15 protein-coding genes are annotated in these 13,112 nt (G+C 55.2%); 3 read left to right on the top strand and 12 right to left on the bottom strand.

The genetic code is table 11. The features are described 5' to 3' along the window. Window positions 1-15 precede the first annotated feature (15 nt). From IPN69_05995 to IPN69_05985, 3 genes are all read right to left on the bottom strand, one after another. Window positions 16-969 (bottom strand): bifunctional riboflavin kinase/FAD synthetase, encoded by a 954-nt coding sequence (locus IPN69_05995; protein ID MBK8810271.1) that lies wholly within the window; start codon window positions 967-969, stop codon window positions 16-18. Window positions 970-1,015: 46 nt separating this feature from the next. After that, complete coding sequence (locus tag IPN69_05990; GenBank protein ID MBK8810270.1) at window positions 1,016-1,777, bottom strand: MBL fold metallo-hydrolase; 762 nt, start codon at window positions 1,775-1,777, stop codon at window positions 1,016-1,018. 78 nt (window positions 1,778-1,855) lie between these two features. Further along, window positions 1,856-2,380, bottom strand: a complete 525-nt coding sequence (locus tag IPN69_05985; protein MBK8810269.1) for a DUF1844 domain-containing protein — start codon at window positions 2,378-2,380, stop codon at window positions 1,856-1,858. A 133-nt stretch (window positions 2,381-2,513) separates the two neighbouring features. Between IPN69_05985 and mazG the strand changes: the two genes are divergently transcribed. Then, complete coding sequence (gene mazG, locus IPN69_05980; protein ID MBK8810268.1) at window positions 2,514-3,317, top strand: nucleoside triphosphate pyrophosphohydrolase; 804 nt, start codon at window positions 2,514-2,516, stop codon at window positions 3,315-3,317. Between the two features lie 77 nt (window positions 3,318-3,394). Here mazG and IPN69_05975 read toward each other — a convergent pair whose 3' ends face one another. The 5 genes from IPN69_05975 to IPN69_05955 all read right to left on the bottom strand — a co-directional run bounded on the left by IPN69_05975 (window position 3,395) and on the right by IPN69_05955 (window position 9,758). Further along, window positions 3,395-4,093, bottom strand: coding sequence for a pirin family protein (locus tag IPN69_05975; protein MBK8810267.1), 699 nt, complete (start codon window positions 4,091-4,093; stop codon window positions 3,395-3,397). A 221-nt stretch (window positions 4,094-4,314) separates the two neighbouring features. Beyond that, window positions 4,315-5,340 (bottom strand): LD-carboxypeptidase, encoded by a 1,026-nt coding sequence (locus tag IPN69_05970; protein MBK8810266.1) that lies wholly within the window; start codon window positions 5,338-5,340, stop codon window positions 4,315-4,317. A 135-nt stretch (window positions 5,341-5,475) separates the two neighbouring features. Beyond that, window positions 5,476-6,099 (bottom strand): response regulator transcription factor, encoded by a 624-nt coding sequence (locus IPN69_05965; protein MBK8810265.1) that lies wholly within the window; start codon window positions 6,097-6,099, stop codon window positions 5,476-5,478. Window positions 6,100-6,145: 46 nt separating this feature from the next. After that, entirely contained in the window at window positions 6,146-8,137 is a 1,992-nt protein-coding gene (tkt, locus tag IPN69_05960; GenBank protein ID MBK8810264.1) for a transketolase, read from the bottom strand. A 160-nt stretch (window positions 8,138-8,297) separates the two neighbouring features. Continuing rightward, entirely contained in the window at window positions 8,298-9,758 is a 1,461-nt protein-coding gene (locus tag IPN69_05955) for a gluconokinase (protein ID MBK8810263.1), read from the bottom strand. A 139-nt stretch (window positions 9,759-9,897) separates the two neighbouring features. Here IPN69_05955 and IPN69_05950 point away from each other — a divergent pair, with 139 nt between their 5' ends. Further along, the gene (locus IPN69_05950; protein ID MBK8810262.1) at window positions 9,898-10,746 is read left to right on the top strand and encodes a zinc ribbon domain-containing protein; all 849 of its coding nucleotides are present in this window, start codon (window positions 9,898-9,900) and stop codon (window positions 10,744-10,746) included. A gap of 102 nt (window positions 10,747-10,848) precedes the next feature. Here IPN69_05950 and IPN69_05945 read toward each other — a convergent pair whose 3' ends face one another. Genes IPN69_05945 through IPN69_05930 form a run of 4 tightly spaced genes read right to left on the bottom strand, consistent with a single transcriptional unit; the run spans window position 10,849 to window position 12,653 of the window. Continuing rightward, window positions 10,849-11,145, bottom strand: coding sequence for a DUF962 domain-containing protein (locus IPN69_05945; GenBank protein ID MBK8810261.1), 297 nt, complete (start codon window positions 11,143-11,145; stop codon window positions 10,849-10,851). A 32-nt stretch (window positions 11,146-11,177) separates the two neighbouring features. Continuing rightward, a complete protein-coding gene (locus IPN69_05940) occupies window positions 11,178-11,657 on the bottom strand; it encodes a dihydrofolate reductase (GenBank protein MBK8810260.1) in 480 nt (159 codons plus the stop codon). Further along, window positions 11,654-11,872, bottom strand: a complete 219-nt coding sequence (locus tag IPN69_05935) for a (4Fe-4S)-binding protein (GenBank protein MBK8810259.1) — start codon at window positions 11,870-11,872, stop codon at window positions 11,654-11,656. The genes IPN69_05940 and IPN69_05935 overlap by 4 nt, the downstream gene beginning before the upstream one ends. Window positions 11,873-11,876: 4 nt before the next feature. After that, a complete protein-coding gene (locus tag IPN69_05930; protein ID MBK8810258.1) occupies window positions 11,877-12,653 on the bottom strand; it encodes an SDR family oxidoreductase in 777 nt (258 codons plus the stop codon). Between the two features lie 30 nt (window positions 12,654-12,683). On the opposite strand from IPN69_05930, the gene IPN69_05925 reads away from it, so the two are divergent. Next, on the top strand, window positions 12,684-13,106 hold the full coding sequence (locus IPN69_05925) for a hypothetical protein (protein MBK8810257.1): 423 nt from the start codon (window positions 12,684-12,686) through the stop codon (window positions 13,104-13,106). Window positions 13,107-13,112: the final 6 nt, after the last annotated feature.

Here is a 13,112-nt window from a genome sequence, read left to right as displayed (position 1 = left end):
TTCGTTCCAAAACAACTATGTTAGCTCTAACTGATTCATTACGCCTTTCCGGCCAAAATAGCCGAGCGCGCGGTTGGAGTCTTTTTGAATTTGCGCCTTGAGTTCGTCGATGCCGTTGAATCTGCGTTCGTCGCGGATGCGATGGAGGAACCGGACGCGCAGGACGTCGCCGTAAAGATCGCCGTCGAAATCGAAGACGAATGTTTCGATGGAAGGCATCGTCTCGTCATCGAACGTCGGCCGGACGCCGACGTTCGTGATGCTCCGCCGCCAAACCCCGTCGATCAAGGTCGCCGTCGCATAAACTCCGAATTTCGGGATCACGCGGTTGACGGGTTTGAGGTTCGCGGTCGGAAATCCGATCGTCCGACCGCGCTTCAGACCGTGGATGATCTGGCCTTCGACGCCGTACGGCCGGCCGAGCATGCTGCGCGCGATACTGACCTGGCCGTCGGCAAGGAGTTCGCGGATCTTCGACGAAGATATGCGAGTTCCCCGAAGTTGAACCTCTTCGACCTCATCCGCGACGAATCCGAGTTTCTCGCTCATTTCGCGCAGCAGACCGATGTTGCCGCCCCGGTTCTTCCCGAACGCGAAGCCCGCTCCGAGATAGATCTCGCGCGCCTGCAGCCGTTCGTGCGCGACGTCGGCGAGGAAATTTTCGGCGTCGATTGACGCAAAACGTTCGTCGAAACGAATGACGATCGCCTGTTTTACCCCCAGAAATTCGAAATTTGCGAGCCGTTGGTCGAGCGTTTGAAGAAGCGGCGGCGCGTTCTTCGGGTGAAGCACGGCGCGCGGATGGGGATCGAACGTGATGACCGTCGGAACGGTTCCCGTCGCAACGGCGCGTTCGACGACCGTCTGCATTATCCGCTGGTGTCCGAGATGCAGTCCGTCGAAAACGCCGAGCGTCAGCACCGTCCCGCGCAAAATTCCTGCATTGTCGGTTCCGTGAAAGACTTTCATACTTGAATGATCTTCGATCCTGGCCGCCTGAAAGCGTTGCTCCGAACTATTCAATAACCAACTCATCGTACGCAAACTCGACGTTGTCAGGCAACAACCGCGCATCCCGCGCGTGCAGGACGTCGTGATTCAAATGCGTCAAAAATGCGCGCTTCGGTTTCAAGTCCTCGATGTATGCGAGCGCTTCCTCCAGACAAAGATGCGTCGAGTGCGGCTTGAACCTGACGCAGTCAAGAACAAGTACGTCGAGATCGCGCAGCGCTTCCAACGAGTCCGACGGGATCGTTTTGAGATCTGTTGCATAGGCGAAATCGTTGAAGCGATACGCGATTACCGGAAGTTTCCCGTGGATTACCTCCAGCGGCGTTACTTCAAGATCTTTGCCGAACGAAAAAGTTGAATTATGAACAACCGTGTGCGGAATCAGTTGCGGCAGTCCGCCGCCGAAATGCGTCGGTTCGAAGATATACTTGAAAATGCGTTTCAGGTCTTTCCACGCGATCTCGTTGGCATAAACGCCCATCGCGCCGTGGCGGAAATTGAAAGGCCTGATGTCGTCGAGTCCGAAGACGTGATCGACGTGACAATGGGTGATAAAGACCGCGTCGAGACGCTTGATCTTGGCGCGCAAAGCCTGCTGACGAAAATCGATCGACGTATCGACAAGAATCTGCTGCCCGGAATGCTCGATCAAGATCGAGACACGCAGACGCTTGTCGCGCAGATCTTCCGACAGGCAGGTTTCACATTCGCACCCGATGGTCGGCACGCCCGTTGAGGTTCCAGTTCCCAGGAAGGTAAGCTTCATTGTTAATTGTTGATTGCTAATCGTTAATTGTCTCCACACGCATTACGGCAACAATCAACCATCAACAGTTAACTAATCTCATTTCTTCCCAAGAATATCGCTCGCTGAGAATTTCTTCGCGGCTTGCTGTTTCAGGCGTTCTTCCGTCGCGCGGACGAGTTTCACATATTGCATCCGAAGGTCGGCGAGAAGTCCGTCCAGCAATCGCGCTTCTTGCGGGTGAAGATTTCCCTTGGTCTTGTCGCGGAGCATCCCGAGGACGTCGAGCCAGTATTTTCCCGAATCGAGGTCGAGTTGACGCTGACCGGTCGCCGGGTGCGGCATCGCGCCAAGCGCGGCGGCGGCGTTCGTCGCGAGCGTCGAAAGGAAATTAACGAAACTTGCCGGATCCTCCGCGCCGGGGATCTCTTCACTTTCAGAAATCCCGGCCGATTCGATTTGCTCGGGCTCCGGTGAAGTGGTATCCACGGGTTCGATCGCCTTCGGCTCTTCGCGAATCGGTTCAGGCTCTCTCTCAAATCCTTCCCGAATACTTCCGTCGATGTTGAATCTGCGTCGGTCCTTGACCTTGACAACGTGTTGTTCTTCTTCTGTTTCGCTCATTGTGACTGACCTTTTTACAGTTTGATATTAGCATTTCGCGGAAAAAGAATTCAAAATTGTTGCTTGTTCATTGTTAACCGCAGATCGTCGATGTTCGATCAATGGCGATTTACAATTTTCCGTTAAACAAAAGATGTCCAAATCATTCGACGAACTTGTAAGTGTAATGGCTCGCCTGCGCGCGCCGGGCGGTTGTCCGTGGGATCGCGAGCAAACTTACGCGAGCCTCGCACAGTATCTGATCGAGGAATGCTACGAAACGTTCGACGCGATTCAGGAAGCCGACGCGACCGGCGCGACGCACAATCTTACCGAAGAACTGGGAGATATTCTCTTGCAGGTCGTTTTTCATTCGGCGATCGGTGCGGAACGCGGGGACTTTACCGTGGATGACGTCGTCAAAAGCGTGACGCAGAAACTAATACTCCGGCATCCGCACGTTTTTGGCGAAAAGGAGTTGAAAACGGCGGACGACGTTCTCAATAATTGGGACGAACTGAAAAGGGATGAACGCGCCGCGTCGGGAAAGATCGAAAAGCCGGTTGAATCGATTCTCGACGACGTTCCGGTTCATTTTCCGGCGCTGCTTGAAGGTCAGAAGATCACGAAGAAGGCCGCGAAAGTTAAGTTCGATTGGGAAAACGTCGAGCAGATATTCGACAAACTCGACGAGGAAACCGCCGAACTGCGCGAAGCGATCGCGAGCGGGGAGAATATCGAAGAAGAGATCGGCGACCTGCTTTTCGTGGCCGTCAACCTCGCCCGCAAACTCGACATCGACGCTGAGACGGCATTGAAAAAGACGAACCGGAAGTTTCGCAAGCGGTTCAAATTTATCGAAGACGAACTAAAATCGGCGGGCCGGACGTTTGATGAATCCGACCTCGCCGAACTTGACGCGTTATGGAACCAGGCGAAATTCGAAGGAAATAATTGAAAATGAAAAGTTGATAATTGACAGGGCCGTCAATTATCAACTTTCAAGTCTCAATTAATCTCTTTTGATCCTCTCAATTAGTTCAGATCAAAAAGCAGAAACTCCGACTCATCCGCGGCCGCCGCGATATCGAGACGCGTTTCCTGGCTGATCGCAGCGCCGTCGCCGGGCTCGAGATACTCGCCGTTGACCGACAGATTCCCGGAGATCAATTGAATCCAAACGTGGCGATCTTGCGCCGGTTCAAAAACAATCGATTCGCCCTTCGCCAAGACCGATGAATACAGAGAGACGTCCTGGTTGATCGTCACCGAGCCATCGGAACCGCCGCGCGAGGCGACGAGTTTGAGTTTGCCGCGCTTATCGTCGCGTGGGAATGCGGTCTGCTCGTAGCCGGGCGTAAGATCTTTGGCTTCGGGCAGGATCCAGATCTGCAAAAGATGCGTCTGATCGGTCGGCGAACTGAATTCGCTGTGCATCACGCCCGTTCCGGCGGTCATCCGCTGGACCTCGTCAGGCAAGATCGTCGTCCCGTTGCCCATTGAGTCCTTATGCGAAAGCTCGCCGCGGATGACGTATGTCAGAATCTCCATATCGCGGTGCCCGTGCGTTGGAAACCCTTGCGCCGGTTCGATGTAATCCTCGTTGATGACCCGCAGGCTGCGAAATCCCATAAATTCGGGGTCGTAATAGGTGTTGAATGAAAACGTATGAAATGTGTCGAGCCAGCCGTAATTGGCGTGACCGCGTTCTTTGCTTCGTCTGATTTTGATCATTTCTTCCTCCTTGATCGATAAATCAAGGTTACAAGAAAAAAGCCGTGCTGTAATCATCAATCACGGCGAGAGAAATCTCATACTTTCGGGTGAGTCTCATTTGCGAATTTCGATTCGCGATTTGCGATTGATCGGACATCGTCGAGTCGGTTCGCGCGAAGCGCTCATTGCAACCGGGACGGTTGCGCTCCAATCGCAAATCGCAAAGCGAAATTCGCAAATCAACTAACCGCCGGTTCCAGGAACGTTACGGTCGCCGTCGCGGTGTCCATCTCGGCTTCGATCCCCATCGGCAGCGTGAATTGTTCGCGGATATGGCCGAACGACAATCCGTAGATCACCGGAATCCCGAGATCGCCGAGTCGGTCGCGCAAAACATCGATCAGCGATTGCGTGTCTGGAGCTTTCGGGTTGCAGTCTTCGAAAACGCCGAGCGCGATGCCCGAAAGTTGCTTCATATCGATCGACTGACGAAGCTGTGTCAGCATTCGGTCGATCCGGTACGGTTGCTCGCCGACGTCTTCAAGGAACAGGAGTTTTCCCTTCGTGTCGCGCAATCCGTATGGCGTTCCGGCAAGCGCGCTGACGAGCGAAAGGTTGCCGCCGGTCAGTCGCCCGCGGGCCTTTCCGGCCGTGATGACTTCCGTTTTGAACAGATTGGAAGCCTGCGTACGATTGTATTCCGAAAGTTCGATCCTGTAAGTCGCCGTCGGATTCATCAAAACATTGAGCGTGTTGTTTTTGGTGTAATCGACCGGCGCTGATGTCGCGACCGGGCCGTGAAACGTGACGAGTCCGGTGTTCTGCGAGATCGCGAGATGAAGCGCAGTGATGTCGGAGTATCCGATCAGGATCTTCGGATTGGCGGCGATCAACTTGAAATCGATCTGCGGCAGAATCCGCCCGGCACCGTAACCGCCGCGGAGGCACCAGACAGCTTTTACGTCTTTGTCTGCAAAGGCGGCGTGCAGATCATCGAGCCGTTCTTTGTCTGTTCCGGCGAGAAATCCGTTTCGCGCGCGGGCCGATTTGCCGATCTTCGTCCTGAATCCCATCGACTCGAGATTCCCGATGGCTTTGTCGAAATCTTCCTTGCTCAGACCGCTTGACGGAGCAACGACGCCGATTGTGTCGCCGCCGGCAATCCGTTTCGGTTTGATCAATTTCGATCTTGATTTTCCGGCGAGAGCCGCCGGCGCCAGAAACGGCAGCACGACAGCCGCCTTCAATAGTTCTCTTCTGTTCATAATTGGTACGAGTTACGCCTTCAGGATTGGTACGAGTTACGCCTTCAGGCGTGACACAACGTGGACTTTCTAAAATTCCGCGCACAGGTTCCCGCGTCGGATCACGCGTAAACGCGTAACTCTTACGCGTGACTCTTAGACGTCGATACGAACCAACCCGCGTTTGATCGCGGTCGTCGCGGCCGAAGTCCGGTCGGAAACGCCGAGTTTCTGAAAGATGTTCTTGATATGCGTTTTGACCGTATTTTCCGAAACGTCGAGCGCGAACGCGATCTCTTTGTTGCTCATACCGCCGACGATCATCTGCAGCGTCCGTGTTTCGGCCTTCGTCAGTTCGTCGCTGCCGGCGTGCTCGCTCAGAACCGCCGCGATCTCGGTCGGGATGAACTTTTTTCCGCTCGCGACCGAGTGCAATGCTTTTATCAAAGCTTCCGGCGAAACGTCTTTGCAGATGTAGCCCAACGCGCCCTTTTTCAGCGCCCGGCTGATTTCCGAATCGCCCGCATGATCAGCCAAAATAATGATCCTCGCGCGTTGCTCTTCAAGAAAAAAGTCGTCGAGAAAATCGATCGCGCAGGAATCCGTAAGACGCAGACCGAGGATCGTCACGTCCGGACGAAGTTCGCGGAAAAGCTCGAATCCGTGCGCGCCTGTTTCGGCTTCGCCGACGACCTCAAACTCGTCATTCAAGACCGATGCGATTCCCAACCGCACGAGTTTCTGATTTTCGATGACGAGAACGCGCTTTCGATCAGTCATTGCCGTTAGATTTTAGCCGAAAACCGCGAACCTTGAAGAACCAAGATCAAACCAGCCGTTTCGCCATCGCGACAGCGTTCTCGACCGTAAATCCGTATTCGCGGAAAACGACCTCGGCCGGCGCCGATGCGCCGAATTTGTCGACGGTCAGCGTCTCTCCGGCATATTTCGACCAACCCATCGAAACACCGGCTTCGATCGCGAGTCGCGCGGTGATCGATCTTGGAAGAACCGATTCGCGATAATCGACCGATTGCTCGTCAAAGAACTCCCAGCAGGGCATCGAAACGACGCGCGTCGCGATTCCGTCGGCTTCGAGCCGTTCGCGCGCTTCGAGAGCCAAGCCGACTTCTGAACCGGTGGCGATGATGATCAGTTTCGGCGATCCGTTTGACGCTTCGGCAAGGACGTATGCTCCCTTTGACGTCGCTTCGGCTGACGCGAATCTCGTGCGATCGATAACCGCTACCTTCTGGCGCGAGAACGCGAACGCCGTCGGCGCGTGCCGGCGATTGATCGCGATTCGCCAGGCTTCGCGCGTTTCGTGCGCGTCCGCGGGACGAATGACGGCGAGATTCGGGATCGCGCGGAGCGCCGCGAGATGTTCGACCGACTGGTGCGTCGGACCGTCTTCGCCAAGGCCGATCGAATCGTGCGTGAAGACATAAATGCACTGCGCGTTTGAAAGCGCTGCGAGGCGGATCGCGGGCCGCATATAGTCGGAGAAAGTCATAAACGTTCCGCCGTACGGAATCAGTCCGCCGTAGAGTGCGATGCCATTCATCAGCGAGCCCATCGCATGTTCGCGAATTCCGAAATGAACTATGCGGCCCTGATAATTTCCGGCCTGCAATCCTGTCGAATTCTTGATGCTCGTGTTGTTCGACGGAGCGAGGTCGGCCGAACCGCCGATCAGCGCCGGCAACTTGTCGGCGATCGCGTTGATGACTTCGCCGGAGTAGGCGCGCGTCGCCTTGGCCTCAACATTCCCGAACGCCGGCAAAGCCGATTCCCAATCTGGCGGAAGTTCGCCGGCCGCGATCAAACCGAACGACCGCGCGTCATCGGGATATCTTTCCGAGTAGGCCGCGACGCGTTCGTTCCATTCCGCTTCAAGCTCGGCACCGGCGGCGATCGCCCCGCGGAAATGTTCGTAAACCTCGTCGGGGACGTAGAACTGCGCGTTCTCGTCCCAACCGAGATTTCGTTTGGTCTCGCGGACGGCTTCCTCGCCCGGCGCATCGGAATGCGCTTTGTTCGTGCCCTGACGCGGCATTCCGAATCCGATGACAGTCTTGACCCGGATCAGCGAGGGTTTGTCGTTGACTTCCTGAGCTTCGAGGATCGCCGACTCGATCGCCGCCAGATCGTTGCCGTCTTCGACGACCACGACGTGCCAGCCGCAGGATTCGAATCGTTTGGTGACGTCCTCGGTAAACGCGAGATCGGTCGAGCCTTCGATCGTGATCTCGTTGTCGTCGTAAAGATAGATCAGGTTTCCGAGTCCGAGATGGCCGGCGACCGAGGCCGCTTCGTACGAGATCCCTTCCATCAGGTCACCGTCCGAGCAGATCGCGTAAATGTAGTTGTCGACCACCGGAAACTCGTCGCGGTTGTAGGTCGCAGCGAGATGCGCCGACGCGATCGCCATCCCGACACCGTTTGCGAATCCCTGGCCAAGCGGTCCGGTCGTGACTTCAACTCCTGCCGTCAGATGGTTTTCGGGATGGCCCGGCGTCGGGGAACCGAATTGACGGAAGTTCTTGATATCGTCGAGCGAAACGGAATCGTAGCCGGTCAAATGCAGCAGGCTGTAGATCAGCATCGATCCGTGTCCGCCGGAAAGAATGAACCGGTCACGGTTGAACCACTTCGGATTTTTCGGGTTGTGCCAGAGGAATTTCGTCCACAGCACATAAGCCATCGGCGCGGCGCCGAGCGGCAAGCCCGGATGGCCGGAATTCGCCTTCTGGATCGCATCGAGCGAAAGCGTGCGAATGGTGTTGATTGAAAGTTGTTCGATCGATTGTTGTGTCATCGGCGCAGTGGTCATAGGAATTCTTCGAGATGGCTTTGTATTTTTCGTCCGGATTGCGATGAACGCGAAACGGCGAAATTGAAACGATCAATAGGATAAATAAGATGATAATCCCGAAATTGGAATTCGTCATTTCGGGAGGTCGCATCGCGCGAAAAATTTATGCCGATATGCGTTCGTAAAGACTCCGGTGGCGATTTCTCGCTTCTTCATAAGTCGAACGATTGCGGATATTGCAGCGATAATGCGAGCCGAGCGGAAGTGCCGTCGATTTCGATGAGTTGACGCCGAAAATTTCCGACGCAAACAATACCGCGCCGCGAGACGACGCTTCGCGTGTATCCGGCAGAAAAAGATCGCGGCCGAGAACATCGGCGATGATCTGGGTCCAGACCGGCGATTCGCGCAACGCGCCGCCCGAGGCAACGATCTCGCGGATCTCGACGACCTGATTCAGCCGATCGAGGATATCAGCGAATCGATACGCGACCGATTCGAGCCCAGCGCGAACGATATCGATCGAATCGGTCGCAGCACGTAGTCCGATCACCGCTCCGCGCGCGTTTTCGTGATAACCGGTGCTGCGCTCGCCGAAAAGAAACGGCAGGAACGTCAGACCGTGTGCCGCCGGCGCGCGAGTCGCGATCTCCGACTCGATGTCGTCGTCTGTTCCGTTCAGCCGTAAGTTGTCCTTGAGCCAACGGTAAAGTCCGCCGCCGTCCGAGAGAGCGCCGCCGATGATGACGCGCCGGCGGTCGATCCGGTAACACCAGAGTCCGTCCGGTATTGTTTCCGGCACTTCACCCTCGTACGCGACACGCATCGCGCCCGACGTTCCGATCATCAACGCCGCTTTATCACGGCTCACGCAGCTGGCGCCGATATTGTTTGCCGCGCCGTCGCCGATCGCCGGCAACCATCGCGTGTTCGCAAGCCGAGGCCAGCGTTTGGCGTAATCTTCCGAAAGTCCGAAGGTTTCCAGGTCGGATGCGACGATTGTCGAAAAGTTTTCGACGTTCAAGCCGAGGAAATTGATTATTTCATCGTCCCAGCAACAACGGCGCTGGTCGAAGATTCCGGTCGCCGACGCCATTGAAACGCTCGTCCGCAATTTGCCGCAGAATCTCAGCAGAACCAGATCGCTGAACGAGATCCAGTGTGTGGTTCGCGCAAAGGCCTCGGGTTGTTCGCGCTGCAGCCAGAGCAGTTTCGCGGGCCAAAAGCTCGAATGAAAATGAGCGCCGGTTCGGTTGTGGATCGCGCTTTCAACGAATGTCTTGCGAAGCTCGGCGACATACTTTGACGGTCGGTTCTCCGCCCAGGCAAAGACTTTCGTCGTCGGATTGCCATCGCGGTCAATTCCAACAAGGCTGTGCCAGAACGATGAAGCCGCGGCCAATTCGATACGGCGATCGGCGGACTTCGCCAATACTTCATCGATCGCCGTTTCGACCTGTGAGAGCGCTTCGGTCGCGTCGAGTTCCGCACCGCCATCGTCCGTTTCGGATAAACGCCGTTCGTTCTTCACAAAGGTCTCGGGTACGGCGTCGGCATTCGCATCATAGAGCGCCGCGCGAACGCTCGACGTGCCGATATCCATTGCCAGAGTGTAAGAATTCATCGAGCTTTCTTCCGTGACATCAGTTTAATCGAAATCGAATTGTGAACAAACTGCCGCAAAGAAGCGAATCCTTTCATAAAGATCGGCTTTGAGTTATGATTATGGGCGAAAAACGTCTTTAGGAGGAACCCCGACTGCTATGAAAACTTGCCAGGCTTGCGGCCACGGAAATGCCGATGATATGAGGTTTTGTCTCGAATGCGGAAAACCGCTTCCGGATGCCCCGATAGTTTTCAACATCAGCGGCGGTTCCCAGCCCGATATGGGCGGTCCTCCGACGAATCCGTTTGGCGGCCCGACGAACTTCGGCGCTCCGGGCTTTCAACAGCAGTCTCAACCGACATTTTCGATGGTTCCGCCCGCGAAACCGAAGAGCAGCAAGAAGATCTACATCGCCGTCGGCGGCATTTTCGCGCTGATCCTTCTCGTTTTCCTGGCTGTTGCCGGGATTGTCGCCTATAACCTTATGAAGTCGGAGGATACCGTCGTCAAGAGCTCACCGACGCCGACGTCATCATCGACTGTTTCGACTCCAAAGAAATCCGGATCCGAAACGCCGAAACCCGACGCTTCAAAATCGACCAAATCCGACGGTGAGCCGCGTGCGACGATCGGGAAAATTCGCGCTGACTTCAACGTCAAGGAAGGCGGCCGAACCGGAATGCGCATATTCACGACGTTCACGGTTTACGATTTGAAAGGAAGCGATCTTTACCTTGCGCTCTATTTCCAGAAAGAGGATGGTACGCCGCTCAAGACCTCGAATACCAAGTTTGCCAGCTCCGCCGGCGACGTTGCCGTTTTCAAGGAGTTGAAGCCCGGATTCGACGAGACCTTTTATGACGAACTCGAACTGTTCATTCCGTATGACGAATTCAAACTGAGCAAAGGGAAATACAATCTCAAGATCGACGCGAGCGTGATTTACAAAGTTGGCGGATTGGTCGATCACCTCGACTACTATCCGTTCGAATACGAGAAGTTCTAAGTTTGGAGTTCCGCGTTAGGAGTTCCGCCTTCAGGCGGCATCGACTTCATTATTCGGAAGACCGATGCCACCGAAGGCCGCCTGAAGGCGGAAGTCCAATCTTCATCCGAGCACTTTCTTGAACCACCAACGCAGGCCGACGAACAGAAATCGGTAGTCCTTGAAAAACTCCGGCGGTTTCCCTTCGAAAGCGTGGCCGATAAACTGCAGAACCCAGCCGATCACGAAAAGTCCCAGTGAAAAACGCCACATTCCGGCGACGAAGAAACAGATCGGGATCAGGATGATCGAAATGGCGATCATCGGGATTCCGATCGTATGCGTCAGACGGTTCATCGGATGCTGATGCCCTTCGGCATATTCCTCGATCCATTCGTCCCACGTGCGTCCACCCATCATAACTTTCTTACCTCAATGATTTTTGCGGAGTATCATACATCGTTTTGGCGTCGTTCATAAACCTTAACCGTCAGGCCATCGCCGAGATCTTCAGAATCCACCAAGGCAAATCCGTCGAGAAAGTCCTTTGGCATAAATGCGTCGGCGTTCTCAACGGTTTCCGGGATCTCGGTTACCATCCATCGATCGATAACGTCCGCGAACTCACGATAAACCTGCGCGCCGCCGATCAGGAAAAGATCATCGGCGTCTGCCAGTGCGATAACTTCGTCAACGCTGCGAACGAGTTTCAATCCCGGCTGCGGTTCGGTCGTGCGCGTTCGACTGAGGACGATGTTCAGCCGATTCGGCAGCGGTTTGCCGATCGACTTCCACGTATTGAATCCCATCACGACGGTGTGTCCCGACGTCGTGCGCTTGAAGAACTTGAGATCAGCCGAATAGTGCCACGGCAACTTACCGTCCCGGCCGATGGCGAAGTTCCTGGCGATGGCGACGATGGCGGTGATCATTGGTTGTTCATCCGCGTCGTCAGGGCGCCGGACGGACATTTGCCTACGGCCTCGACAATTTCATTCGTCGAGGCGCCGTCGGTCTTGACCCACGGTCGGTCGCCAGGTTTGAAAACCTGACCAAGACTTCGGACGCAATTGCCCGAATGCGTGCAGATGTCAGGCTGCCAGATGACGGTTACTTCACCGTTTGAAAACTCGTGTTTCTTGCTCATAAAACTAATGCGTTGCGAGTCCGCAATTGACGTTCAGGTTCTGACCGGTGATAGCGCCGCCGGCGTCGGAACAAAGAAATCGAACCGTTTCGGCGATCTCCTCAAGCGTTTCGAAACGCTTGAGGAGTGTCCGCGAACGAGTTGCCGAGATCGATTCTTCCGGTGTGATCATAAACGCTTCGGCGAGCTTTTCGTTGAACGCGGCGCCGGTTTCGGTGTCGGGCTGGAATCCCGGTATCACGGTATTGACCGTCACGTTAAAGAATCCGAGCTCGGCCGCGAGCACCCGCGTGAGCGCGAGGATGGCCGCTTTCGCGCTCGAATCGGCCGCGGCGAACGGTAGCGGGTTCTTGCCCGAAAGTCCGCCGATATTGATGATCCGGCCGCCGTTGCTCTCCTTGATGAACGGGATCGCCGCCTTGCAGAACAGAAACACGGCGCGGAGATTGGTGTAGATCACATCGTCCCAAACCTCGACCGGCATATTCTCGACCGAATAGCCGACGCCGACGGTCGCGGCGTTGTTGACGAGAATATCGACACGGCCGAAGTACTCGACGGATTCCTTGACGATGCGGCCTATTTCCATTTCCTCGCGGGCATCGGCCTGAATTCCGAGAACCTTTCCGCCGAAGGATTCGATCTCGGCCTCGGCTGACTTCAAGCGTTCGGCCGTGCGTCCGTTGATGACGACGCTTGCGCCTGCTCTCGCGAGCGATTTGGCGATCGCCAATCCGATTCCTGCGGTGCTGCCTGAGATAATTGCTACTTTGTCGATCATACGAGTATTTTGCCTCAGCAAAGCGGAAAAATGGAAAAGTGGAAGGGTGAAAAGTTGTCCGCGATTCGCGGCGAAACGGCTTCTCAACCGCTGAGTGAAGCGAAAGCTGTGGAGAATGAATCTTTGGCAGATTCTGGGGACTCAATTATCGGGAGCTTTGAAAGACCCGGCCGAAGGAATTGGATCGTCCTTCTTTCGCGGATTAACACAGATAGACGGGATATCGAGGATTTGAAATCCGATCTGTGTTCAATTGGGCACTATCAACTATCAATCATCCGCTTTCAACTACTCCGAAACCGCCTTCTTCCGAATTGGGCTGACTTCTGGAAACCGTGTCGAAACCGCGGTCAAGCAGGTTTTTCAGAGCTCCGGTATCGGGAATTCGCGTGCAAACTCCACCTTTCTGCTTTTTTCACCTCGCCTCTTTTCCATTTTTCCGCCATCCAGTGATAAGAT

Source organism: Acidobacteriota bacterium (assembly GCA_016715115.1).
GTDB lineage: Bacteria > Acidobacteriota > Blastocatellia > Pyrinomonadales > Pyrinomonadaceae > JAFDVJ01.
The sequence above is the reverse complement of the archived record's forward strand: the minus strand, read 5'-3'. Positions and strand labels throughout refer to the sequence as shown.